Genomic DNA, 25,200 nt, shown 5'->3' with positions numbered 1-25,200 from the left:
GGCGTCGGCCCGCGCGTTGTAGGTTACGGCTCAAACGGCCGACGCTGGAACTGGTTATGGCCGCATTTCGGGCAAACCGGCAGCACTTCGGGCGTGTAAAACGCCAGGTGATGATGGCAGTTTTCGCATACCAGATTGCCAAGCCCCACCACTTCGCCGCTGTGATACACGCCGTGATGGTTGAGATCCTGAAACACCTCACGCCATTCCAGCTGGGTTTTATCGGTGATATCCGCGAGTTCCTGCCAGACGCTTTCTTTTATTACCCGCAGAAAAACGCTGTCCGTCAGCTCATCCTGGCTTTCGCCATAGCTGCGGGCGAATTCTTCAAGATCGCGCCTCACCGCGCGGGTCACTTCGTCTTCCTCCGTGCGGGTAAGCTCGCCGCTGCGGGCGATATGCAGCCTGGCGCTTTCCACCAGCGCATCGATATCGCGCTCGCCGTTACGTAAGCGTTCGGTGAGCGAGGCCACCAGTTCACGGTAGTACTGCGCAACCTTGTTCATCGCCTTTCTCCTCCTGGATGGGTAACCTCTTCTTATTGTAGACGTTAATCCCGCGGCGCTTTGTCTGACAGCGCACAACGCCTGTGAAAAGCGCGGTTTTTCTTATTCATTCCGCCTCCGCTGAAAGGCTGTTGTGCGGCGGTCGAATCGGCTATGCTATGCGGATCTGAAATAACACACGTTAAAGCTACATTTGTAGCTGTATTGAAAACAGGACTACTGGCTGCCATGCAAGAGCAATATCGCCCGGAAGAGATAGAATCCAAAGTACAGCTTCACTGGGAAGAGAAGCGCACGTTCGAAGTGACCGAAGACGAGAGCAAAGAGAAGTATTACTGCCTGTCGATGCTTCCCTATCCTTCTGGCCGACTACACATGGGCCACGTTCGTAACTACACCATCGGCGATGTGATCGCGCGCTACCAGCGTATGCTCGGTAAAAACGTGCTGCAGCCTATCGGCTGGGACGCCTTCGGCCTGCCTGCAGAAGGGGCGGCAGTAAAAAATAACACCGCACCGGCGCCGTGGACCTACGACAACATCAACTACATGAAGAACCAGCTCAAAATGCTGGGCTTCGGCTATGACTGGAGCCGCGAGTTGGCGACCTGCACGCCGGAATACTACCGCTGGGAGCAGCAATTCTTCACCGAGCTCTATAAAAAAGGCCTGGTGTATAAGAAAACCTCCGCGGTGAACTGGTGCCCGAACGACCAGACCGTGCTTGCCAACGAACAGGTTATTGACGGCTGCTGCTGGCGCTGCGACACCAAAGTTGAGCGTAAAGAGATCCCGCAGTGGTTTATTAAAATCACCGCTTACGCTGACGAACTGCTGAACGATCTGGACAAGCTCGACCACTGGCCGGACACCGTGAAAACCATGCAGCGCAACTGGATTGGCCGCTCCGAAGGCGTGGAAATCACCTTTGACGTCCAGAACAGCGACGAGAAGCTGACGGTTTACACTACCCGTCCGGATACCTTCATGGGCGTCACCTATCTGGCCGTCGCGGCGGGTCACCCGCTGGCGCAGGCCGCCGCTGCCGCTAACCCGGCGCTGGGCGACTTCATCGCGGAATGCCGCAACACCAAAGTAGCCGAAGCCGATATGGCGACGATGGAGAAAAAAGGCGTCGACACCGGCCTGAAAGCGATTCACCCGCTGACCGGCGAAGCCATCCCGGTATGGGCGGCGAACTTTGTGTTGATGGAATACGGCACCGGCGCCGTGATGGCGGTTCCGGGTCACGACCAGCGCGACTATGAGTTCGCGACCAAATACAGCCTGCCGATTAAACCGGTTATCCTGACCTCAGAAGGCACCGCGCCGGATCTGAGCGAGCAGGCGCTGACGGAAAAAGGCGTACTGTTTAACTCGGGCGAGTTTGACGGTCTGGATTTCAAGGCAGGCTTTAACGCGATTGCCGATAAACTCGCCGCGAAAGGCGTGGGCGAGCGCAAAGTAAACTACCGTCTGCGCGACTGGGGCGTTTCGCGTCAGCGATACTGGGGCGCGCCGATCCCGATGGTCACGCTGGAAGATGGCACGGTAATGCCGACGCCGGAAGATCAGCTGCCGGTAATCCTGCCGGAAGATGTGGTTATGGACGGTATCACCAGCCCGATTAAAGCAGACCCGGAGTGGGCGAAAACCACCGTTAACGGTCAGCCAGCGCTGCGCGAAACCGACACCTTCGACACCTTTATGGAGTCGTCCTGGTACTACGCGCGCTACACCTGCCCGCAGTACAAAGAAGGCATGCTGGATGAGAAAGCGGCCAACTACTGGCTGCCGGTTGATATCTATATCGGCGGTATCGAACACGCCATCATGCACCTGCTCTATTTCCGCTTCTTCCACAAACTGATGCGCGACGCGGGCATGGTGAATTCTGACGAACCGGCAAAACAGCTGCTGTGTCAGGGCATGGTGCTGGCCGACGCGTTCTATTACGTCGGCGTGAACGGCGAGCGTAACTGGGTCTCCCCGAAAGACGCTATCGTCGAGCGCGACGAGAAAGGCCGCATCGTGAAAGCGAGCGACGCTGCCGGTCACGAGCTGGTGTATACCGGCATGAGCAAGATGTCGAAGTCCAAAAACAACGGCATCGACCCGCAGGAAATGGTGGAGCGTTACGGCGCCGACACCGTGCGTCTGTTTATGATGTTCGCCTCGCCGGCGGATATGACGCTCGAATGGCAGGAATCCGGCGTGGAAGGCGCGAACCGCTTCCTGAAGCGCGTCTGGCGTCTGGTGTATGAGCACACGTCCCTCGGCGACGCGCCAGCGCTCAACGTTGACGCGCTGAATGACGATCAGAAAGCGCTGCGTCGCGACGTTCATAAAACCATCGCGAAAGTGTCCGATGATATCGGCCGCCGTCAGACCTTTAACACCGCTATCGCCGCCATCATGGAACTGATGAATAAACTGGCGAAAGCGCCGCAGGATGGCGAGCAGGATCGCGCGTTAATGCGTGAAGCGCTGCTGGCGGTCGTGCGTATGCTTAACCCGTTCACCCCGCACGTCAGCTTTACGCTGTGGCAGGAGCTGAAAGGCGAAGGCGATATCGACAATGCGCCGTGGCCGCAGGCTGACGAGAACGCGATGGTGGAAGACACCACGCTGGTCGTCGTCCAGGTCAACGGTAAAGTGCGCGGTAAAATCACCGTCGCGGCCGACGCGAGTGAAGAGCAGGTGCGCGAGCGCGCCGCTCAGGAACATCTGGTGGCGAAATACCTCGCCGGCGTGACCGTGCGTAAAGTGATTTACGTACCGGGCAAACTGCTTAACCTGGTTGTGGGCTAAGCGCAGGAGGAAGCGTGCGACATCTGATTACTCTGTTTGTAGGCCTGGCGGTGATGCTCACCGCCGGTTGCGGCTGGCATCTGCGCAATACCACGCAGGTGCCGGAGCAAATGCATACGTTGATCCTTAACTCCAGCGATCCGAACGGTCCGCTGACGCGTGCGGTGCGTAATCAGCTGCGTCTGAACGGCGTCGAGATTGTCGAGGCGAGCTCGATTCGCCAGGACGTGCCGTCGTTGCGTATTGGTGCCGCGTCTGTCTCGCAGGATACCGCATCCGTATTCCAGAACGGTCGTACCGCGGAGTACCAGATGGTGATGACGGTGAACGCCAGCGTGCTGATCCCGGGTCATGATATCTACCCTATCAGCACCCACGTGTACCGCTCGTTCTTTGATAACCCGCTGACGGCGCTGGCGAAATCGGCTGAACGCACCATCATCGTTCAGGAGATGTATGATAAAGCCGCTGAGCAGCTGATCCGCAAACTGGTGGCCGTTCACGCGCGCGATGTCGCAGAGACCCGCGACGCGCCGCAGACTGCCACACCGCCTGCCGCCGCTGACGCCGCGCCGTCCGGCAACCGCGTCTCCACGACACTCCCCGTTCAGTAATGCTACGGCTTTACCCTGAACAACTCCGCGCGCAGCTCAATGAAGGGCTGCGCGCGGCCTATTTAGTGCTCGGTAACGATCCGCTGCTGCTCCAGGAGAGTCAGGACGCTATTCAGCATCAGGCGCAAACGCAGGGGTTTGACGAGCATCACCGTTTTATCATTGATGTCAGCACCGACTGGCAGGCTATATTTTCACTCTGTCAGGCGATGAGCCTGTTCGCGAGCCGCCAGACGCTGCTGCTGGCGCTGCCGGAAAACGGCCCTAACGCCGCTATCAATGAACAACTCGCCACGCTGGTCAGCCTGTTGCATGACGATCTCCTGCTGATCGTGCGCGGAAATAAACTCACCAAAGCCCAGGAAAACGCCGCGTGGTATACCGCACTCGCCGACCGCGCCGTGCAGGTTACCTGCCAGACGCCGGAGCAGGCGCAGCTGCCGCGCTGGGTCGCCAACCGGGCGAAACAGATGAACTTGCAACTCGACGATGCCGCTAACCAGCTGCTCTGCTATTGCTATGAAGGCAACCTGCTGGCGCTGGCGCAGGCGCTTGAACGCTTGTCGTTAATCTGGCCGGACGGCAAACTCACGCTGCCGCGCGTCGAGCAGGCGGTCAATGACGCCGCGCACTTTACTCCCTTTCACTGGGTCGACGCGCTGCTGGCGGGCAAAAGCAAACGCGCGCTGCATATTTTGCAACAGCTGCGGCTCGAAGGCGCCGAACCGGTGATTCTGCTGCGCACGCTGCAGCGTGAATTGCTGACGCTGGTGACACTAAAGCGCCAGTCGGCAACGACGCCGCTGCGCGCGCTGTTCGATCAGCATCGCGTCTGGCAGAACCGCCGCCCGCTGCTTGGCGAAGCGCTGTCGCGCCTGACTGATGACCGGCTGTGGCAGGCCGTGCGCCTGCTGACGCAGTGCGAAATCACGCTTAAACAGGATTACGGCCAGAACGTCTGGCCGGAACTGGAGAGCCTCTCTCTGGTGCTGTGCCATAAGGCGCTGGCGGAGGTGTTTATCGATGGCTGATAGCATCCCGACGCTCAGGGCCTGGTATGGCGGCACGTTCGACCCTATTCACTACGGTCATCTGCGCGCCGTGGAGGCGCTGGCGAAAGAAGCGAAGCTCACCCAGGTGACAATGCTGCCAAACAACGTGCCGCCGCATCGCCTGCAGCCGGGCGCCAGTAGCGCCCAGCGCAGAGAAATGGTCGAACTGGCGATTGCCGGTCACCCGCTCTTTCGCCTCGACGCTCGCGAGCTGCAACGTCCGACGCCGTCATGGACCAGCGAAACGATGGCGCAGCTGCGCCAGGAAGCCGGGCCGGACGCGCCGCTGGCGTTTATTATCGGCCAGGATTCCTTGCTGACGCTGCGTACCTGGCACCGCTACGAAGATTTGCTGGCGTGCTGTCACCTGCTGGTCTGCCGCCGTCCGGGTTATCCGGTCGAAATGAAAACCGAAGAAGACCGCCGCTGGTTGTCGGCGCGTCTCGCAGCGCACGCCGATGAGCTTCATCGGCAGCCCGCCGGGAAAATCTATCTTGCCGACACCCCGCTCTACCCCATTTCCGCCACCGACATTCGCGCGCGTCTGGCGCAACGGCAGCCGTGCGACGATCTGCTGCCGCCTGTGGTGCTCGACTACATTCATCGTCACGGGCTCTACCGCTCGCCGCCGGACGCGCGCTGAGCCGATTGCGGTTCAGGCATTGACACAACGGGCGATACTGTTATCCTCCGCTGCCAGATATTTCCCGCCGCCAGCCGCCTTTCTGAAATTGTTTTACAAAAATGGCGATGCAAACTCTTGCCTGCGGTGGGATGATAGCCCACTTCTGAGCGCAGCCTGCCCTATCGGGCGCTGTCTCGTATCGGTCATTCGATGGCGCATCCGGCGTCATCCGAGGTTCACATTCCCAGGGGGAAAACTTGCAGGGTAAAGCACTCCAGGATTTTGTCATTGATAAAATTGACGATCTTAAAGGCCAGGATATCATCGCCATTGATGTTAAAGGCAAATCCAGCATCACCGACTGTATGATCATCTGCACCGGCACCTCCAGCCGTCACGTGATGTCTATCGCCGATCATGTTGTCCAGGAATCCCGCGCCGCAGGCATGATGCCGCTTGGCGTAGAAGGCGAAAACGCCGCCGACTGGATCGTGGTCGATCTCGGCGATGTGATGGTGCACGTCATGCAGGAAGAGAGCCGTCGCCTGTATGAGCTGGAAAAGCTCTGGAGCTAAGGCGTGAAGCTTCAGCTGGTCGCCGTTGGCACAAAAATGCCCGACTGGGTGCAGACGGGTTTCAGCGAGTACCTGCGCCGCTTCCCGAAAGATATGCCGTTCGAACTCATTGAGATCCCGGCGGGAAAACGCGGCAAAAACGCCGACATCAAACGTATTCTGGATAAAGAAGGCGAAATGATGCTGGCGGCGGCGGGGAAAAACCGCATCGTTACGCTGGATATTCCGGGACGCCCGTGGGATACGCCGCAGCTGGCCCGCGAGCTTGAGCGCTGGAAACAGGACGGCCGCGACGTAAGCCTGCTGATAGGCGGGCCTGAAGGGCTGTCCGATGCGTGCAAAGCGGCGGCGGAACAGAGCTGGTCGCTTTCCACGCTGACCCTGCCCCATCCGCTGGTGCGGGTGATTGTCGCGGAGAGCCTCTACCGCGCCTGGAGCATCACCACCAATCACCCGTATCATCGTGAATAATCACCATCAGGTAAGTTAAGCAGCGGATGAAACTAAAGGATTCCTTTCGTGACTATACGGCTGAGTCCGCGCTCTTTGTGCGTCGGGCGCTGGTCGCCTTTGCCGGCATCCTGGTGCTGACCGGGATCCTGGTTGTTAATCTCTACCATTTACAGATCCTGCGTTTTAACGATTACCAGACCCGCTCCAACGAAAACCGCATCAAACTGGTGCCCATCCCGCCAAGCCGCGGGATTATCTACGATCGCAACGGCACCCCGCTCGCCCTGAACCGCACTATCTACCAGATTGAAATGATGCCTGAAAAGGTCGACAGCGTGCAGGATACGCTGGAGGGGCTGCGCTCGGTGGTCGATCTCACCGATGACGACATCGCGAATTTCAAAAAAGAGCGCGCGCGCTCGCACCGTTTTACCTCTATCCCCGTGAAAACCAACCTGACGGAAGTGCAGGTGGCGCGCTTCGCGGTGAATCAGTACCGTTTCCCCGGCGTGGAAGTCAAAGGCTATAAGCGTCGCTACTATCCTTATGGCGCGGCGCTGACCCATGTTATCGGCTATGTGTCGAAGATTAACGATAAAGACGTTGAGCGTCTTGATAAAGACGGCAAGCTCGCCAACTACGCCGCCACGCACGATATCGGCAAGCTCGGCATTGAGCGCTATTACGAAGATGTCCTGCATGGTCAGACCGGTTATGAAGAAGTTGAAGTCAACAACCGCGGGCGCGTGATCCGCCAGCTTAAAGAAGTGCCCCCGCAGGCGGGCCACGACATCTACCTGACGCTCGACCTCAAGCTGCAAACCTATATCGAAACGCTGCTGCAGGGCAGCCGCGCCGCCGTCGTGGTGACCGACCCGCGCAGCGGCGGCATTCTGGCGATGGTGTCGATGCCGAGCTACAACCCTAACCTGTTTGTGGACGGCATCTCCAGCAAGGATTACTCCGGGCTGCTTAACGATCCGAACACGCCGCTGATTAACCGCGCCACCCAGGGCGTCTATCCACCCGCGTCGACGGTCAAGCCTTACGTCGCGGTGTCTGCCTTAAGCGCGGGCGTGATTAACCGCAACACGTCGCTGTTCGACCCCGGCTGGTGGCAGTTACCTGGCTCCGAGAAGCGCTACCGCGACTGGAAAAAGTGGGGGCACGGACGGCTTAACGTCACCAAATCGCTGGAAGAGTCGGCGGATACCTTCTTCTACCAGGTGGCTTACGACATGGGCATCGACCGGCTCTCCGAGTGGATGCGCAAATTCGGTTACGGCAGCATGACGGGCATCGACCTCTCCGAAGAGCGCTCCGGCAACATGCCGACCCGAGAATGGAAAATGAAGCGTTTTAAAAAGCCGTGGTATCAGGGCGACACCATTCCGGTGGGCATCGGCCAGGGCTACTGGACCGCGACGCCGGTGCAGATGAACAAAGCCATGATGATTTTGATTAACGACGGCGTAGTCAAAGTGCCGCACCTGCTGATGACGACCGTGGTCAACGGCCAGAAGGTGCCGTGGAAACAGCCGGAACAGCCGCCGGTGGGCGACATCCACTCCGGCTACTGGGAAATCGCCAAAGACGGCATGTATGGCGTCGCCAACCGCGCCAACGGCACGGGGCATAAATATTTTGCCGGCGCGCCGTATAAAATCGCCGCGAAATCCGGTACTGCGCAGGTCTTCGGGCTGAAAGCCAACGAGACCTATAACGCGCACCGCATCGCCGAACGCCTGCGCGACCACAAGCTGATGACCGCGTTCGCGCCTTACGATAAACCGCAGGTGGCGGTGGCGATGATCCTGGAAAACGGCGGCGCGGGACCGGCGGTGGGCACCATCATGCGTCAGATCCTCGACCACATCATGCTCGGGGATAACAACACCGAACTGCCGACGGAAAACCCCGCCACCGCGGCGGCGGAGGATCGATAAGATGACCGACAATCCGAATAAAAAGTCGCTGTGGGATAAAATTCACCTCGACCCAACCTTTATGCTGATTATTCTCGCGCTCTGTTTTTACAGCGCGATGGTTATCTGGAGCGCCAGCGGCCAGGATATCGGCATGATGGAGCGCAAGATAGGCCAGATAATGATGGGCTTCGTCATTATGATCGTGCTGGCGCAGATCCCGCCGCGCGTTTATGAAGGCTGGGCGCCCTATCTCTATATCGTCTGTATTATTTTACTGGTGGCGGTGGACGCCTTCGGGGCTATCTCGAAAGGCGCGCAGCGCTGGCTCGATCTCGGCGTGGTGCGCTTTCAGCCCTCGGAAATCGCCAAAATCGCGGTGCCATTGATGGTGGCGCGCTTTATCAACCGTGACGTCTGCCCGCCAACGCTTAAAAACACCGGCATCGCGCTGGTGCTGATTTTCATGCCGACGCTACTGGTCGCCGCGCAGCCTGACCTCGGTACCTCGATTCTGATTGCCGCCTCCGGCCTGTTCGTGCTGTTTCTCTCAGGCCTGAGCTGGCGCGTGATAGGCGTCGCGGTGCTGTTGATTGCCGCGTTTGTACCCATCCTCTGGTTTTTCCTGATGCATGACTATCAGCGCCAGCGCGTCATGATGCTGCTCGATCCGGAGAGTGACCCGCTGGGCGCGGGCTATCATATTATTCAGTCGAAAATCGCTATTGGCTCCGGCGGCCTGCGCGGCAAGGGCTGGCTGCACGGCACCCAGTCGCAGCTGGAGTTCCTGCCAGAGCGCCATACCGACTTTATCTTCGCGGTACTCGCCGAAGAGCTCGGGTTGGTGGGCGTGCTGGTTCTACTCGCGCTCTATGTGCTGCTGATTATGCGCGGATTGTGGATAGCGGCTCGCGCCCAGACGACCTTCGGGCGCGTCATGGCGGGCGGCCTGATGCTGATTCTGTTTGTTTATGTGTTTGTGAATATTGGTATGGTGAGTGGTATCTTACCGGTGGTGGGCGTTCCGCTGCCGCTGGTCAGCTACGGAGGGTCCGCCCTGATCGTACTCATGGCAGGGTTTGGTATCGTCATGTCGATCCATACCCACAGGAAAATGTTGTCGAAGAGCGTATAAGAGGTGCGCAATGCGTAAGCAGTGGATTGGCGTCTGCATCGCCGCGGGGTTATTAACCGCATGCGGCGTGAATAACGAAGGGCAACAACAGGCGAGCGTGGCGCCACAACAGCCGGTCTGCAACGGTCCCGTCGTTGAGATAAGCGGCGCGGAGCCTCGCTACGAGCAACCTAACCCTTCCGTGAACAGCGATTACGAGCGCGACGGTAAGCGTTACAGCATCGTTCAGGATCTCTCGCGTTTCAGCCAGGCGGGGCTCGCGGCGATTTACGATGCCGAGCCGGACAGCAACCTGACCGCCTCGGGCGAACCGTTCGACCCGATGCAGCTCACCGCCGCACACCCGACGCTGCCGGTGCCGAGCTATGCGCGTATCACTAACCTCGCTAACGGCCGCATGATTGTAGTGCGCATTAACGACCGCGGCCCTTACGGTAACGACCGCGTGATTTCGCTCTCACGCGCGGCGGCGGACAGGCTCAATACGTCAAATAACACCAAAGTGCGTATCGATCCTATTATTGTCGCGCCGGACGGCTCGCTCTCCGGCCCTGGCATGGCCTGTACGACCGTCGCGAAGCAGACTTACGCGCTCCCGGCGCGTCCTGACTTAAGCGGCGGCCTCGGCAGCGTCTCTTCGGCGCCACAACCGGCGGCACCGCAGGGCGACATCCGCCCGGTGAGCAACGACTCGCTGCAAAGCGATGACACCACCGGCGCGCCGGTAAAAAGCGGCGGCTTTTTAGGCGCCCCGACGACGCTCGCCTCGGGCGTGCTGGAAACCGCAACGCCGGAAGCCGCGCCTGCCGCGACGACAGCGCAACCCGCTGTCGCAAGCGCGGACGCGCAACCGGCCGCGGCACCGACACAGTTCGCCGCCCCCGCTACCCGTAATGCGCCGGTGACCGCGCCGGGCTCCGTGCAGGGCAGCGTCGCGCCCGCCGCCAGTGCACCGGCTACTGCCGCGGCAGGCAACTATGTCGTGCAGGTCGGCGCCGTGAGCGACGCTACGCGCGCCGGGCAGTGGCAGCAGAAGCTGAGCCAGCAGTTTTCCGTACCAGGGCGCGTCAGCCAGAACGGCGCGGTCTATCGCGTTCAGTTAGGGCCGTTCGCCAGCAAATCGCAGGCCGCCTCGCTCCAGCAGCGTCTGCAAAGCGAAGCGCAGGTACAATCTTTCATTACTGTCGCCCAGTAAACGCAGGCCGGGCTGGCCTGCCGCTTTGTCAGTTACGGTAAAGACCGTTAACAAATCATGCGCAAAGTCGGATGCCAGCCCATAAGGCATTTGCTATAGTAGGGCACTTTTTTTCACTCATCACGGATGTCGTTGTTCAGACCATGAAGACCACTTTCTCCGTTCGTTTTATGCAGCGTCTCGCCGTTAGTACGGCGCTTTCTGTCGCAGCCCTCTCCTCCGCCGCTCATGCCGACGACCTTAATATCAAAACGATGATTCCAGGCGTGCCGCAGATCGACGCGGAAGCCTATATCCTCATCGATTACAACTCAGGGAAAGTGCTGGCAGAACAGAACGCTGACGCACGCCGCGATCCGGCGAGCCTGACCAAAATGATGACCAGCTACGTCATCGGCCAGGCGATGAAAGCGGGCAAATTTAAAGAGTCCGACCTGGTGACTATCGGCAACGACGCCTGGGCGACCGGCAACCCGGTGTTCAAAGGCTCTTCTCTGATGTTCCTGAAGCCTGGCATGCAGGTGCCGGTATCACAGCTTATCCGCGGCATTAACTTGCAGTCCGGCAACGACGCCTGCGTAGCGATGGCCGACTACGTCGCCGGCAGCCAGGACGCGTTTGTGGGTCTGATGAACAGCTACGTTACCGCGCTGGGCCTGAAAAACACCCACTTCCAGACCGTTCACGGCCTGGACGCTGACGGGCAGTACAGCTCCGCGCGCGACATGGCGCTGATTGGCCAGGCGCTCATCCGTGACGTGCCGAACGAATACTCTATCTACCGGGAAAAAGAGTTCACCTTTAACGGTATCCGCCAGACCAACCGTAACGGCCTGCTGTGGGATAACAGTCTGAACGTGGACGGCATCAAAACCGGTCATACCGACAAAGCGGGTTATAACCTGGTCGCTTCTGCGACTGAAGGCCAGATGCGCCTGATTTCCGCCGTGATGGGCGGGCGCACCTTCAAAGGCCGTGAAGCCGAGAGCAAAAAACTGCTGACCTGGGGCTTCCGCTTCTTCGAAACCGTGAATCCGCTGAAAGCCGGCAAAGAGTTCGCCTCTGAGCCTGCCTGGTTTGGCGACAACGACCGCGCGTCACTGGGCGTCGATAAAGACATCTATCTGACCATCCCGCGCGGGCGCATGAAAGATCTTAAAGCGAGCTACGTGCTGAACACGTCCGAGCTGCACGCGCCGCTCGCGAAAAACCAGGTGGTGGGTACGATTAACTTCCAGCTGGACGGCAAAACCATCGAGCAGCGCCCGCTGGTTGTGCTGGAAGAGATTCAGGAAGGCAATTTCTTCGGTCGCATCATCGACTATATCAAACTGATGTTCCACCACTGGTTTGGTTAATTGCTGACCACTTGAAAGCCTGACTTTCATCCCCATATACTAAGCATCAATCCAACTCCCGCCCCGGCGGGAGTTATTATTTTTTACGTAACGCTGGAGCTGACATGAAAACCAAACTTAACGAGCTGCTTGAGTTCCCGACCCCCTTTACTTACAAAGTGATGGGCCTGGCGAAGCCTGAGTTGGTCGATCTGGTCGTCGAGGTTGTGCAGCGCCATGCACCGGGCGACTACACGCCGCAGGTAAAACCGAGCAGCAAAGGCAACTACCATTCCGTTTCGATAACCATCAATGCGACGCATATCGAGCAGGTGGAAACGCTCTATGAAGAGCTCGGCAATATCGAAATCGTGCGTATGGTGCTGTGATCCCCGTTACCCGGCCGCGTCCGGGTAACTTCTCTTCGTGATATACTCCCCGCACCTTCTCTCTTCGGAGACGCCGTTTTGCTGCAGGAAAAAATCATCATTCGCCAGATGGGGCTTCAGCCTTATGAACCCGTCTCGCAGGCGATGCATCAGTTTACCGATGAACGCGAAGACACTACGCCGGATGAGATCTGGCTGGTCGAACATACCCCCGTATTTACCCAGGGGCAGGCCGGTAAGGCAGAACATGTGCTGATGCCTGGCGACATTCCCGTTATCCAGAGCGATCGCGGCGGCCAGGTGACGTACCACGGGCCAGGTCAGCAGGTGATGTATGTGCTGCTGGATCTCAGACGCCGCAAGCTCGGCGTGCGCGAGCTGGTGACGCTGCTGGAACAGACCGTGGTGAATACGCTTGCCGAATTTGCGATTGACGCATACCCTCGCCCGGACGCGCCAGGCGTTTATGTGGACGGCAAAAAAATCTGCTCACTGGGGCTGCGTATTCGTAAAGGCTGCTCTTTTCACGGCCTTGCACTCAATATTAATATGGATTTAGGCCCGTTTTTACGTATTAATCCTTGCGGGTATGCGGGGATGGAAATGACCCAGGTTAGCGCCCTTTCTGCTGGTGCGCAGCTGGAAGCGATACAGCCCCGACTGGTGCATCACTTTTTAGCGCTACTTAATAATCCCCCGGCGGAATATATCAGCGCTTAAGACTTTACCCGTTCGCCGCCCTTCTTGTGGCGGCCTTTAATCGTTATGCAATTTGCCGCTTTACATTCCATAACGGATTATTTATTTTCTCTGCGCCTGAATAGATTTTCCTTAATCTCATCAATAGATTAACGGTACGAGAAGATAAGCGGGATTTATCTGAAAACGCCACCCGCCCCTTTGCCGTCCATGTAAAGTCCTGTTCACTTTATGCGGGTAAGATGCCCTGAGCGTTTTATTGTCGGCTAAGGGACCTGTTCACAGTTATTATAAATAGAACCTCTCTATTATTTGATTTATCTATACAGTTGGAGCGTAGCGTGGAATTGAACCATCCCCCTGAAAAACCTTCAGCCAAACAGGAAGATGACAGTAGACCGCAAATATTCCAGACTCTGCGAAATATCGATCTTAACCTGCTGACGATTTTCGAAGCCGTATACGTGCATAAAGGCATCGTCAACGCGGCCAGAGTACTGAACCTGACGCCATCGGCCATCAGCCAGTCTATTCAGAAGCTGCGCCTGATATTTCCCGATCCGTTGTTTATTCGTAAGGGGCAAGGGGTCACGCCGACCGCGTATGCCACCCACATGCACGAATATATCAGCCAGGGGCTGGAATCTATTCTCGGCGCGCTGGATTTACAGGGCGAGCATGAAAAACAGCGCACCATTACTATCGCCACGTCCGCGTCGCTGGGCGCGCTGGTGATCCCACAGATTTATCAGCAGATCCGCAAGGTAAATCCACACTTACAAATCCGCAACGTCCCGCTGCAGGATACCGAAACGCAGCTGAGCCAGTTCCAGACCGATTTGGTGGTCGACAGCGGCTCATGGTCGTCGCGCACGCTCAGCACGCATCTGCTGTTTAAGGATCGCGTAGCGGTAGTCTGCCGTCGCGGCCATCCGTGCAGCCGCACCGGAGAGCCCGTCACGTCTGAAGATCTGCAAACCTGGGAGCACACCTTTATTATGCTTCCGGGCGGCATGGTCAACGGCGTGCGCAAGCAAATCAATACGTTACTGCCAGATCGAAACGTTTCGTTCAGCAGTTACAACATGGTCACCATCGCCTCGATTATCGGCAGCAGCGATTTAATCGGCTTTATGCCCGCACGTATATTCGCGTTATTTAAAGACAGCTTTGGGCTTATTGAAGTGGAAAGCGATGTCGTTATTAAAGAAACTATAGACATTTCATTGCATTACAATAAATTCAGCCTGCGCGATCCGGTGGTGCAGAATGTGATTGAAGCGATTGTGGATGGCTTTGCCAGCAAAGCGGTTTCTGCGCACGCGTCGCCCTCTTAACGGGCGGCGGTTTAAGGGCACTAAATAACAACTATTTTACAAATTCTTCGGCAATTCGGGTGCCCTCAGGCTGATTCTGTGTGTCAGTAATGTTATACTGCGTGCCGTTAATTCAAAAATAGTTGATAAATACAACATTAGCTTGAATTTAAACGCTTTCCTTCGTTATCCGCAACTGGAACACGCACGCTATGAGTAAACCCATTGTGATGGAACGCGGTGTGAAATACCGCGATGCCGATAAAATGGCCCTTATCCCGGTTAAGAATGTGGCGACAGAGCGCGAGGCTTTGTTAAGAAAGCCGGAGTGGATGAAAATCAAACTCCCTGCCGACTCGAGCCGCATTCAGGGTATCAAAGCGGCGATGCGCAAAAATGGCCTTCACTCCGTCTGTGAAGAAGCCTCCTGCCCGAACCTTGCGGAGTGTTTCAACCACGGCACCGCGACCTTTATGATCCTCGGCGCTATCTGCACCCGTCGTTGCCCGTTCTGCGATGTGGCCCATGGTCGCCCGGTCGCGCCGGACGCCAACGAACCGCAGAAGCTCGCGCAAACCATCGCCGATATGGCGCTGCGTTATGTCGTTATCACCTCGGTGGATCGCGATGACCTGCGTGACGGCGGCGCTCAGCACTTTGCGGACTGCATTACCGCTATCCGTGAAAAGAGCCCGACCATCAAAATCGAGACGCTGGTACCCGATTTCCGCGGCCGTATGGACAGAGCGCTGGAGATTCTTACCGCCACGCCGCCGGACGTGTTTAACCACAACCTCGAAAACGTGCCGCGTCTTTATCGTCAGGTGCGCCCCGGCGCTGACTATGCCTGGTCACTGAAGCTGCTGGAGCGTTTTAAAGAAGCGCACCCGGAGATCCCGACGAAATCCGGTCTGATGGTTGGCCTTGGCGAAACCAACGCGGAAATCATCGAAGTGATGCGCGATCTGCGCGCGCACGGCGTCACCATGCTGACGCTGGGCCAGTATCTGCAGCCGAGCCGTCATCATCTGCCGGTGAAGCGTTACGTAAGCCCGGATGAGTTTGAAGAGATGAAAGCGGAAGCGCTGGCGATGGGCTTTACCCACGCCGCCTGCGGCCCGTTCGTGCGTTCGTCCTACCACGCCGATCTTCAGGCGAAAGGCGAAGAAGTCAAATAAGCGCGTAACATTTGGTTACCGTCGGGCATCCGCCCATAAAAAAACCGGCCTCTGATGAGCCGGTTTTTTTTATGCCGCAAGGGCCGGTATTTACTCTTTGTGAGACAGACGTTCCGCAGGAGCGTCGGTCGCAGCAGGCGTTTTCGCGCTGGACTCGTCGTCGTTCATCGCTTTCTTAAAGCCTTTAATTGCCGCGCCCAGGTCTCCCCCAAGCGTGCGCAGTTTTTTGGTACCAAACAGCAGAACAACCAGTGCGGCGATCACGAGCAGCTTGGTAATACTAATTTCACCCATACTTACCTTCTTAGAAAATCTGGCCGGACGGCCATCTCAAAGACCGCACTTATTAACGGTCATTTCAGCCCGACACACAATAGCAATCTGTAACGAGATGAATCAAGCGCTGGATAAAAAAACATCAAAATAAGTGTGGCGCAGCGAAACGGCGGTTTTTAAGCACCGGTAGTTGCTCACGCACCTGCGCCACCCGCTGGCGTGAAACCTCGGCGAAAAGCAGATCCGGCCCTTCCGCCGCCGCCGCGAGCGTCACGCCCAGGGGGTCCACGACGCGGCTCTGGCCGATATTGCGGTTGCCGCACTCGCCGCTCGCGACGATATAACAGGTGGTATCCAGCGCTCTCGCCGCGAGCAGCGTGGCCCAGTGATGCTCTTTAAGCGGGCCGCGAACCCAGGCCGCCGGCAGCGCCAGCAGTTCCGCGCCCGCAAGCGCCAGGCTCAGGGCCATCTCCGGGAAGCGTAAGTCGTAACAGGTCATCAGCCCTACCTTTATGCCAGCCACGTCGATAAGCGGCGGCAACGTATCGCCCGCGTCCACCAGACGCGACTCCTGCACCGCGAAAGCATCATAGAGATGGAGCTTCTGGTATTGCGCGATAATCTCGCCTCCTCGCAGCGCGATAAGCGTATTGGCTGCTCGCCCCTCGCGGGTGGGGATATGCAGCGTCAGAAGCGTCGTGAGGCTGTTTCTGGCGCTCTCCTCGCGCAGTTGACTGACATACTCGCCCTCCAGCGCCTGGGCCGATTTAACCGACAGATCCGGGTCGTTATCGCTGCGCGCCAGCAGCGCCTCCGGCAATACCAGCAGCGCGGCATCCTGACGGGCCGCACTCGCCATTAGCGTCACGCAGGTCAATGCATTTTCCTGCCAGTCAGGGGTGACCGCAAACTGTCCCACGGCGATTTTCATCTTCGCCCTCCTCCCGTTACGGTAGCCAGCGCGCCGCGGCTGGCGGTAAACTATTCGCCTTACCAATAACATAATGGCGAACGCCCATGTTGAAAATTATGCTCGCGGTTTTTCTCGGCGGCGGCACCGGCAGCGTGCTGCGCTGGTGGCTTGGCCTGCGTCTCAACCCGGTGCACCACGCGATCCCGCTTGGCACGCTGACCGCCAACCTGGCCGGTGCGTTTATCATCGGTGCCGGGCTCGCCTGGTTTAACCGGATGACGCATCTGGACCCAATGTGGAAGCTCCTCATCACCACCGGCCTGTGCGGCGGCCTGACGACCTTTTCGACCTTTTCCGCCGAAGTGGTGTTTTTACTGCAGGAAGGCCGTCTCGGCTGGGCGGGGCTTAACGTGGCGCTGAACCTGCTGGGGTCGTTTATGATGACAGCGCTCGCATTCTGGCTTTTTTCTTCAGTGAGCGTGCGCTGAGCGGCGCCTCGTTAATGTTAGCTTAATTTTTCTCTGCCACTATCGCCCTGTCTTCTGTATGCGGAGGGGCTTATGAAAGCGCAAATGATGAGCTGGCTTGCGGTGTTATTCAGCGTTCTGGTGGTCGGGTTTTTCCTGAAGAGCTTTCTGTTTTACTAAGCAAATATCGAACAACCATCAAATCATCATCAAACAACAGGCATAAAAAAACCCGCTGATTAAGCGGGTTTTGAAATTCTTGCTGTTTGTAATTACAGAGCGATTACGTTAGCAGCAGAAGGGCCTTTGGCACCGTTAGTGATTTCGAACTCTACACGCTGACCTTCAGCCAGAGTTTTGAAACCATTGCTCTGGATCGCAGAGAAGTGTACGAACACGTCTTTGCTGCCATCTTCCGGAGTAATGAAACCGAATCCTTTGGATTCATTAAACCACTTAACGTTACCTTTAATCTTAGACATCAAAATTACCTTTACATGAAAAATCGACACAAATGCTGTGTCGGATATCAGTACATCAATTGTGGTGGCTTTTGTCCAGTCGAACTTTTAGAAAAAGTGATAAAAGTCGCGAACTTTTTTTGCCGTTGGGCTTGTGAGCCTTGTCTTCTCTGGCTTAGCGCATTTTCTTATGTATGAAAATATTTTGCGCTTAAAACTGCAACCGCAGCCAGGCGAAGTAAACGTTTCCGTTGTTGTAGGTGCCGGGGATGTAAGTCATCTGGAACGTCGCCGGACCGTAACCCACAGACGCCAGCGGCAGCACCAGCGGAATCGGGATGTAATCCCAGTTGTCGCGCGCCGTCACGCCAAGCGTATAACCCAGTCCGACATGAAACGCGTCGTCTGGCAGCGGGCGCCACGTCGCCTCCCAGCCATATCCGGCGATGGGCTCCCATTTGTTATAGGAATCTTTAAACGCCATCACGTACAGGCCGTGCCAGTTGCCTTTTTCGTCCCAGCGCGACTTGCCGATACCCGCGCCCCATGGACGCTCGTTATACCGATCGGTTTTCTCTTTGTCGTAGGCGAAGCGGGCATGCCAGGTAATGGCGGGCACATAGAGATCCACATGCTGCGGCTCGCTCCAGGTTTCGGCGATGTTATCACCGAGAACCGACGCCCACGCCTTCACGGTGTGGGGCGCTTCCAGCGCGGAGGCCTTGAGGGGAAACACAATCTGGCAGAAAAACAAAAAAATAGTCAGGAAGGTTTTATTAACTACGGTCACGTCTTAATTACCACTGTTAGTATGAAGCCATATTCTGAGCGATCGTGCCTCAATGAAGACTTAACCAGATGCCGGTTAATTCCGAAAGCGAGCCCGCAGGCGTGCCATGCACGGTTTTTTCAGACGCTTCCCACCACAAAACCTAATTGCAGGCCGCCAGCGCCCGCCAAAAACCCTCCGTTTCTTTATTTTTGAACGCGCCATAATAATGCTTGCCAATAATCGCGATGCGCGCCATTCCCTAACGCAAATTCCACATTGCACGCGCCTGGCACATTTTCAGGCATCACTGTTAACGCACGGCCTCGCGCAACCCATTAATTTAATGAGCTTTTATTTTCCTTGCTTGCGCCTTCGCCACTAGCAGAAGGTTTATTGATATGTATCAGATAACGCTCAGCGTAATTAAGGCACATTCCCCCGCATCTCGCCTGGGCCATACGCGTCGCGTCACCAGGTTATTTTCCGGTCGCTCAACAGAGGCAATTATGGGAACAATTCTGGAACTCCTCACAGGAGCCGTGGTTATTGTGGGAGTCGCGCGTTATATCATTAAAGGTTATTCCGCCACCGGCGTGCTTTTTGTTGGCGGCCTGCTGCTGTTAATCATTAGCGCGCTAATGGGTCACGCGATATTACCGGCAAAAGAAACCAGCACCGGTTATGCCATCAGCGATATTTTTGAATACATTAAGATTCTGCTGATGAGCCGCGGCGGCGATCTTGGCATGATGATTATGATGCTCTGCGGTTTTGCAGCCTATATGACGCACACCGGCGCGAACGATATGGTTGTGAAGCTCGCCTCGCGTCCGCTGCGTTATATCAACTCGCCGTATCTGCTGATGATTGCGGCCTATTTCGTGGCCTGCCTGATGTCGCTTGCCGTTTCTTCCGCCACCGGCCTTGGCGTGCTGCTGATGGCGACGCTGTTCCCGGTCATGGTTAACGTTGGCATCAGCCGCGGCGCGGCGGCGGCCATCTGCGCTTCACCGGCGGCGATTATTCTCTCCCCCACCTCCGGCGATGTGGTGCTGGCCGCCCAGGCCTCTGAGATGCCGCTTATCGATTTCGCCTTTAAGACTACGCTGCCTATCTCCATCGCCGCGATTATCAGCATGGCTATCGCGCACTACTTCTGGCAGCGCTGGCTGGATAAAAAAGAGCACGTCAGCCATGAAATGCTCGACGTCAACGAGATCAAAACCAACGCGCCCGCGTTTTACGCCATCCTGCCGTTCAGCCCCATCATCGGCGTGCTGATTTTCGACGGCAAATGGGGTCCGCAGTTGCATATCATCACCATTCTCGTTATCTGCATCGTGCTTACCGCGCTCATCGAGTTCATCCGCAGTTTTGACAGCAAAAAAGTCTTTGCCGGGCTGGAAGTCGCTTACCGGGGTATGGCGGACGCTTTCGCGGGCGTCGTCATCCTGCTGGTCGCCGCCGGGGTTTTCGCCCAGGGCCTCAGCACCATCGGCTTTATTCAAAGCCTCATCTCCGTCGCCACCTCGTTCGGCTCCGCCAGCATTATTCTGATGCTGGTGCTGGTGACGCTTACCATGCTTGCCGCGATGACTACCGGCTCCGGCAACGCGCCGTTCTATGCCTTTGTGGAGATGATCCCGAAGCTTGCCCACAGCGCGGGCATCAACCCGGCCTATCTGACTATCCCGATGCTGCAAGCCTCTAACCTGGGCCGCACGCTGTCGCCGGTGTCGGGCGTCGTGGTCGCGGTCGCCGGGATGGCGCAGATCTCGCCGTTTGAGGTCGTGAAACGCACCTCAGTACCGGTGCTGGTAGGATTAATCGTCGTGATTCTCGCCACGCAGCTGCTGGTAGCGGCATAATCGTCTGCCCTTAAGCGGAATCAGTCCGAAAAGCGCCCTCGCGGCGCTTTTTTTATGGTTAAATGACACATCTTTGTCATTTATCCCGTCGATTTCGGACCCATACCATGGTTAACAGGAAAGTTTTACTCGCCGCAGGCACGCTGCTGGCGATGGCCGCGACGACCGCCGCCGCGCAGCCGCTGGAAGCGAAGCAGTATGGCGATTTCGATCGCTACGTGCTGGCGCTCTCATGGCAGACCGGTTTTTGCCAGAGCATGCATGAGCGTCAGCGCGACGAGCCCGCCGAATGCGCGCTGCAAAAAGAAGAAAACGATAAACGCAACTACCTGACGGTACACGGCCTGTGGCCTGATCTGCCGAAATCCATCGCCGCGCGCGGCGTCGACGCTAAGCGCTGGATGCGTTTTGGCTGCGCCACGCGTCCCGTCCCGAATATGCCGCTCGCCCGCGCCGACAAAAAATGCCAGGCGGCGGAAACCGGTTTGTCGCTGGAAACCGCGGAAAAACTGAGCGAGACCATGCCCGGCGCGGGTGGCGACTCCTGCCTTGAGCGCTACGAATATGCCAAACACGGCGTCTGCTTCGGCTTCGATCCCGACGCCTATTTCGGCACGATGGTGCGCATGAACAACGAGATCAAGCAGAGCCCGCTCGGCGCGTTTCTGGCGGCTAACTACGGCAAAGCGGTCAGCCGTCAGGCGTTTGACACCGCCGTCGCCAAAGCCTTTGGCCGCCAGAGCGTGCGGGCGGTGAAGCTCACCTGTAACGGCAACCCGGCTTATCTTACCGAGATGCAGATTTCACTTAATGCCGCGCAAATCAACGCGCCGCTTCGCGCCGACGCATTCGCTCCCCAACCGCATCCGGGCAACTGCGGGAAAAACTTTATCCTGGATACCGTCGGGTATTAAGGTGCTCGCGCGGGCGCGTTTATTCGTTGCGCTCGCGCCATTCGCGGATCATCTGCGCCGTCACCTCGCGTTTGTAACACACCGGCGAATAGCCTCCCTCACGGCTCCAGGCGCTGCGCCCGCCACAGGCCCGGCCGTTACGCATCGTGTTGTACGGACACGGACAGTTGCCGGGATAATCGGCGATGGATTCCTGAATAATCTGCTCTTTGACCTGATCGTCGCTTAACGCCGCCAGCGCCGGGGAGACCTGCCACACGGCCAGTAACGCCAGCGCGGCCACAACGGTTTTACGTATCATCATTGACGTCCATGAAAAAAATCGCGCCATTGTGGCGCGATCTGTCTTCCAAAAAACACGGTTACGTCACAGGCGAGGCGTCAGGTCGCCGCTTTATACACCCGCGCCTCCCAGGCTTTCAGGCGATGCCCCTCCTGGGCCTCGCTGAAATTGGCGAGCACGCAGGTAGCCCCCTCAAGCGACAGCGCCTGCGCATCCCATTCAGCGGCTTTGCCGGAGAGATTACAGAGCACCACCACGCGCTCCCCGCCCAGCGTGCGGGCATAGGCGTAGATCTGCTCGTGCTCGTTAAGCAGCGGCTCGTAGCGCCCGTAAATCAGCGCCGGTTCGCGCTTGCGCAGATGGATCATCTGCCGGTAAAAGTTGAGCACCGAATGTGGGTCGTGCTGCTGACTTTCGACGTTGATCATCTCGTAGTTCGGGTTCACTTTCAGCCACGGCTCATGGGTGCTGAAACCGGCATACGGCGAGGCGTCCCACTGCATCGGCGTGCGCGAGTTATCGCGCCCGGTGCGCGTCAGGAATTCGACAATCTCCTCTTCGCTCATGCCCTGATCTCGCAGGTCGCGTGCTTTGTTGTGCGCGGAGACATCGTCGAAGTCATCAAGGCTCGCAAACCGCGTATTGGTCATCCCAATCTCCTGGCCCTGATAGATAAACGGCGTGCCCTGCATCAGAAAATACATCGCCGCGATGCAGGTCGCGCTCTCGCGCCAGTGGCGTTCGGTATCGCCCCAGCGCGAGACCACCCGCGTCACGTCGTGGTTTTCCACATACAGCGCATTCCAGCCCTTACCTTCCAGCGCCTGCTGCCAGCCGGTGAAGATGTTACGCAGCACGGCTGGCGTCGGGCGCAGGCCCGCCTGCGGCTCCCAGAGCCTGACATGCTCGAACTGAAACACCATATTAAGCCGCCCGCGATTCTCGCCCACCCACTCTTCCGCGTGGTGCGCATCCAGCCCGTTCATCTCGCCCACCGTCACGATGTCATAGTGGTTAAAAACGTTGCGGCAGATGTCGTCCACATAATCCAGCAGACCGTCATAGTTAAGGTGCGACACCATCGATGGCGCATAGGGCAGTTTATCCGGGTTCGGCACGTCGCTGAGCGTCGGCTCTTTTTTCATGTGCGCGATGGCGTCGATGCGAAACCCGTCTATGCCCTTATCAAGCCACCAGCGCATCATGTCGTAGACGGCGGCGCGCATCTCGTGGTTTTCCCAGTTGAGATCCGGCTGTCGGCTGCTGAACAGGTGCATGAAATATTGCCCCGTCGCCGGGTCGTGCTTCCAGGCCGAGCCGCTAAAAATCGACTCCCAGTTATTCGGCTCGGCGCCATTTTTGCCGTCGCGCCAGATATACCAGTCGCGTTTCGGGTTATCTTTCGAGGCACGCGACTCCAGAAACCACGGGTGTTCATCCGAGGTGTGGTTAACGACGAGATCGAGAATAAGCCGCATGCCGCGCTGGTGTACCCCTTCCAGCAGCCGGTCAAAATCGGCCATCGTGCCAAATTCCGCCATGATCCCCTGATAGTCGCTGATGTCGTAGCCGTTATCGTCGTTGGGCGACGGATACATCGGGCAGATCCAGATAAGATCGATGCCGAGATCTTTCAGGTAGTCGAGTTTTTCGATAATCCCGTTCAGATCGCCAATGCCGTCGCCGTTACTGTCTTTAAAGCTGCGCGGATAAATCTGGTAGGCCGTCGCCTCTTTCCACCAGCGGCCTTTTACCGGCGTCGTTGCTTCAATCATTACCCCTCCTGATGACGAATTAACAGCGCGAAAGATTCATAAGGCTGCAGCTCAAGGCTCACGGCGAGCTGGTCGCGCGGCGCGTAGTTGCTGATAAGGCATTCGCCATGCCACGCCTGCATCGCTTCCGGGATGGGCAACGTGAGGTGATTGCCAAAAAAGTTGTTAATCACCAGCAGCGTGTCGCCCTCGTAGCGGCGCACCCAGGCGAACACTTCAGGATGTTCGGCAAATAGCATCTGGTAATCGCCATAAACCAGAATCGTGTGCTGTTTACGCAGCGCCACCAGCTTTTGATAGTGCCAGAGGATGGAGTCGGGCTCGGCCAGCGCCTGGGCGACGTTTATCTCGCGATAGTTCGGGTTAACGCCAAGCCACGGCATGCCGGTAGAAAACCCGCCGTGCGGGCTGTCGTCCCACTGCATCGGGGTGCGGGCGTTGTCGCGCCCGTTGGCGTAGATGCCGGTCATCATCTCGTCGTGCGTCAGGCCGCCTGCGATAAGCTCGCGATAAAAGTTCAGGCTCTCGATGTCGCGGTACTCGTCGATGGTGGAGTAACGCACGTTGGTCATGCCAATCTCTTCACCCTGATAGATATAGGGCGTACCGCGCAGGCAGTGGAGCGCGGTGGCGAGCATTTTGGCGGAGACGTCGCGGAATTCGCCGTCGTCGCCGAATTTCGACACGGCGCGCGGCAGGTCATGGTTGCTCCAGAACAGCGAATTCCAGCCGCGGTCGGCGAGCGCCGTTTGCCATTTGTCGATAACCGCTTTAAAGCGCGGCAGCTCGAACGGCTTACTGCGCCACTTACCGGCTTTCTCATCCCAGGTCTGCTTAATGTGTTCGAACTGAAACACCATCGACAACTCCTGACGCGCCGGGTCGCTGTAGAGCAGCGCGTCTTCCGGCGTGGCGCTCCAGGCTTCGCCCACGGTCAGCGCGTCGCGCGGGCCGAAGGTGGCCTCGTTCATCTGGCGCAGCAGCACATGCAGGTTTTTACCGTTCGCCATGATCTGCCGGTCGACCTCTTTACCGATAAGATCGATAACGTCCATACGAAAACCGCCGATGCCTTTATCAAGCCAGCGGTTCATCATGGCGTGGATCTCCTCCTGCACGCGCGGGTTTTCCCAGTTAAGATCGGGCTGGCGCACGGAAAACTGATGCAGATAATACTCGCCGCTCGCCTCGTCATACGCCCAGCCGCTGCCGCCGAAGTGGGAGCGATAGTCGTTGGGCGGGCCGCCGTCCGGCGCCGGTTTGCGCCAGATGTAAAAATCGCGGTACGGGTTATCTTTGCCCTTTTTCGCTTCGATAAACCACGGATGTTCATCGGAGGTGTGGTTCACCACGAGATCCATCAGGATATAGATATCGCGCGCTTTCGCCTCCTGAATGAGCTGCTCCATTTCGGCCATCGTGCCGAACTCGGCGGCGATATCGTCGTAGTCGGAGATATCGTAGCCGTTGTCGTCCATCGGGGATTTGTACACCGGCGAGAGCCAGATAAGGTTGATGCCAAGCTGTTGCAGATAGTCGAGTTTGCTGATGATCCCGGCCAGGTCACCCACGCCGTCGCCGTTGGCGTCCATAAAGCTGCGCGGGTAGATCTGGTAGACCACCGCGTTGTGCCACCACTTCTTGTCGATTGCTTTCATCAC

25 protein-coding genes are annotated in these 25,200 nt (G+C 57.6%); 17 read left to right on the top strand and 8 right to left on the bottom strand.

Features of this window, described 5'->3' with window-relative positions; translation table 11 throughout:
- Positions 1-23 precede the first annotated feature (23 nt).
- On the bottom strand, positions 24-506 hold the full coding sequence (locus tag AFK67_RS06040; protein WP_038884013.1) for a zinc ribbon-containing protein: 483 nt from the start codon (positions 504-506) through the stop codon (positions 24-26).
- A gap of 228 nt (positions 507-734) precedes the next feature.
- Here AFK67_RS06040 and leuS point away from each other — a divergent pair, with 228 nt between their 5' ends.
- The 14 genes from leuS (at position 735) to lipA (ending at position 15,810) form a co-directional block, all read left to right on the top strand.
- A complete protein-coding gene (leuS, locus tag AFK67_RS06035) occupies positions 735-3,317 on the top strand; it encodes a leucine--tRNA ligase (RefSeq protein ID WP_007710654.1) in 2,583 nt (860 codons plus the stop codon).
- Positions 3,318-3,331: 14 nt separating this feature from the next.
- Complete coding sequence (lptE, locus tag AFK67_RS06030) at positions 3,332-3,931, top strand: LPS assembly lipoprotein LptE (RefSeq protein WP_007710657.1); 600 nt, start codon at positions 3,332-3,334, stop codon at positions 3,929-3,931.
- A complete protein-coding gene (gene holA, locus AFK67_RS06025) occupies positions 3,931-4,962 on the top strand; it encodes a DNA polymerase III subunit delta (RefSeq protein WP_007710659.1) in 1,032 nt (343 codons plus the stop codon). Before lptE ends, holA begins: the two co-directional genes overlap by 1 nt.
- Positions 4,955-5,626: a nicotinate-nucleotide adenylyltransferase gene (gene nadD / locus AFK67_RS06020; protein ID WP_007710662.1), complete on the top strand. Its 672-nt coding sequence runs from the start codon at positions 4,955-4,957 to the stop codon at positions 5,624-5,626. Before holA ends, nadD begins: the two co-directional genes overlap by 8 nt.
- A gap of 239 nt (positions 5,627-5,865) precedes the next feature.
- The gene (gene rsfS / locus AFK67_RS06015) at positions 5,866-6,183 is read left to right on the top strand and encodes a ribosome silencing factor (RefSeq protein ID WP_007710664.1); all 318 of its coding nucleotides are present in this window, start codon (positions 5,866-5,868) and stop codon (positions 6,181-6,183) included.
- Positions 6,184-6,186: 3 nt separating this feature from the next.
- Positions 6,187-6,654, top strand: a complete 468-nt coding sequence (rlmH, locus tag AFK67_RS06010; RefSeq protein WP_007710667.1) for a 23S rRNA (pseudouridine(1915)-N(3))-methyltransferase RlmH — start codon at positions 6,187-6,189, stop codon at positions 6,652-6,654.
- A gap of 26 nt (positions 6,655-6,680) precedes the next feature.
- Positions 6,681-8,582 (top strand): peptidoglycan DD-transpeptidase MrdA, encoded by a 1,902-nt coding sequence (gene mrdA / locus AFK67_RS06005; RefSeq protein ID WP_007710669.1) that lies wholly within the window; start codon positions 6,681-6,683, stop codon positions 8,580-8,582.
- Between the two features lies 1 nt (position 8,583).
- Complete coding sequence (gene mrdB, locus AFK67_RS06000) at positions 8,584-9,696, top strand: peptidoglycan glycosyltransferase MrdB (RefSeq protein WP_007756038.1); 1,113 nt, start codon at positions 8,584-8,586, stop codon at positions 9,694-9,696.
- Between the two features lie 10 nt (positions 9,697-9,706).
- Complete coding sequence (rlpA, locus tag AFK67_RS05995) at positions 9,707-10,891, top strand: endolytic peptidoglycan transglycosylase RlpA (protein ID WP_038884016.1); 1,185 nt, start codon at positions 9,707-9,709, stop codon at positions 10,889-10,891.
- A 143-nt stretch (positions 10,892-11,034) separates the two neighbouring features.
- A complete protein-coding gene (dacA, locus tag AFK67_RS05990) occupies positions 11,035-12,249 on the top strand; it encodes a D-alanyl-D-alanine carboxypeptidase DacA (RefSeq protein ID WP_032966265.1) in 1,215 nt (404 codons plus the stop codon).
- Positions 12,250-12,353: 104 nt separating this feature from the next.
- Positions 12,354-12,617 (top strand): DUF493 family protein YbeD, encoded by a 264-nt coding sequence (gene ybeD, locus AFK67_RS05985; RefSeq protein ID WP_007710678.1) that lies wholly within the window; start codon positions 12,354-12,356, stop codon positions 12,615-12,617.
- Positions 12,618-12,695: 78 nt separating this feature from the next.
- Entirely contained in the window at positions 12,696-13,337 is a 642-nt protein-coding gene (gene lipB / locus AFK67_RS05980; RefSeq protein WP_007710680.1) for a lipoyl(octanoyl) transferase LipB, read from the top strand.
- Positions 13,338-13,657: 320 nt separating this feature from the next.
- Positions 13,658-14,653 (top strand): YbeF family transcriptional regulator, encoded by a 996-nt coding sequence (locus AFK67_RS05975; protein WP_007710683.1) that lies wholly within the window; start codon positions 13,658-13,660, stop codon positions 14,651-14,653.
- A gap of 191 nt (positions 14,654-14,844) precedes the next feature.
- Positions 14,845-15,810: a lipoyl synthase gene (lipA, locus tag AFK67_RS05970; protein WP_038884019.1), complete on the top strand. Its 966-nt coding sequence runs from the start codon at positions 14,845-14,847 to the stop codon at positions 15,808-15,810.
- A gap of 90 nt (positions 15,811-15,900) precedes the next feature.
- Here lipA and tatE read toward each other — a convergent pair whose 3' ends face one another.
- Both tatE and AFK67_RS05960 read right to left on the bottom strand, forming a co-directional pair.
- Positions 15,901-16,104, bottom strand: a complete 204-nt coding sequence (gene tatE, locus AFK67_RS05965) for a twin-arginine translocase subunit TatE (protein WP_007756030.1) — start codon at positions 16,102-16,104, stop codon at positions 15,901-15,903.
- A gap of 124 nt (positions 16,105-16,228) precedes the next feature.
- Positions 16,229-17,017, bottom strand: a complete 789-nt coding sequence (locus AFK67_RS05960) for a deaminated glutathione amidase (protein WP_007710688.1) — start codon at positions 17,015-17,017, stop codon at positions 16,229-16,231.
- Between the two features lie 86 nt (positions 17,018-17,103).
- Here AFK67_RS05960 and crcB point away from each other — a divergent pair, with 86 nt between their 5' ends.
- Positions 17,104-17,487, top strand: coding sequence for a fluoride efflux transporter CrcB (crcB, locus tag AFK67_RS05955; RefSeq protein ID WP_007710690.1), 384 nt, complete (start codon positions 17,104-17,106; stop codon positions 17,485-17,487).
- A gap of 251 nt (positions 17,488-17,738) precedes the next feature.
- Here the strand turns inward: crcB and cspE are convergent, their stop codons facing one another.
- The gene (cspE, locus tag AFK67_RS05950; RefSeq protein WP_002439184.1) at positions 17,739-17,948 is read right to left on the bottom strand and encodes a transcription antiterminator/RNA stability regulator CspE; all 210 of its coding nucleotides are present in this window, start codon (positions 17,946-17,948) and stop codon (positions 17,739-17,741) included.
- Between the two features lie 190 nt (positions 17,949-18,138).
- Positions 18,139-18,717, bottom strand: a complete 579-nt coding sequence (pagP, locus tag AFK67_RS05945; protein ID WP_007710693.1) for a lipid IV(A) palmitoyltransferase PagP — start codon at positions 18,715-18,717, stop codon at positions 18,139-18,141.
- A gap of 488 nt (positions 18,718-19,205) precedes the next feature.
- Here pagP and dcuC point away from each other — a divergent pair, with 488 nt between their 5' ends.
- Both dcuC and rna read left to right on the top strand, forming a co-directional pair.
- Entirely contained in the window at positions 19,206-20,567 is a 1,362-nt protein-coding gene (gene dcuC / locus AFK67_RS05940) for an anaerobic C4-dicarboxylate transporter DcuC (protein WP_032966267.1), read from the top strand.
- A gap of 107 nt (positions 20,568-20,674) precedes the next feature.
- Entirely contained in the window at positions 20,675-21,481 is an 807-nt protein-coding gene (rna, locus tag AFK67_RS05935) for a ribonuclease I (RefSeq protein ID WP_007710697.1), read from the top strand.
- Positions 21,482-21,500: 19 nt separating this feature from the next.
- On the opposite strand, the gene AFK67_RS05930 is transcribed toward rna, so the two are convergent.
- The 3 genes from AFK67_RS05930 to AFK67_RS05920 form a co-directional block, all read right to left on the bottom strand.
- Positions 21,501-21,785 carry a hypothetical protein gene (locus AFK67_RS05930; RefSeq protein WP_007710699.1) on the bottom strand — a complete coding sequence of 95 codons (285 nt, stop codon included), beginning with the start codon at positions 21,783-21,785 and terminating at the stop codon, positions 21,501-21,503.
- Positions 21,786-21,862: 77 nt separating this feature from the next.
- Positions 21,863-23,539: a glycoside hydrolase family 13 protein gene (locus tag AFK67_RS05925; protein ID WP_007710701.1), complete on the bottom strand. Its 1,677-nt coding sequence runs from the start codon at positions 23,537-23,539 to the stop codon at positions 21,863-21,865.
- Entirely contained in the window at positions 23,539-25,197 is a 1,659-nt protein-coding gene (locus tag AFK67_RS05920; RefSeq protein ID WP_007710702.1) for a glycoside hydrolase family 13 protein, read from the bottom strand. Before AFK67_RS05920 ends, AFK67_RS05925 begins: the two co-directional genes overlap by 1 nt.
- Positions 25,198-25,200: the final 3 nt, after the last annotated feature.

Origin of the sequence: Cronobacter dublinensis subsp. dublinensis LMG 23823 (assembly GCF_001277235.1) — a bacterium.
Classification (GTDB): Bacteria; Pseudomonadota; Gammaproteobacteria; order Enterobacterales; family Enterobacteriaceae; genus Cronobacter; species Cronobacter dublinensis.
The sequence above is the reverse complement of the archived record's forward strand: the minus strand, read 5'-3'. Positions and strand labels throughout refer to the sequence as shown.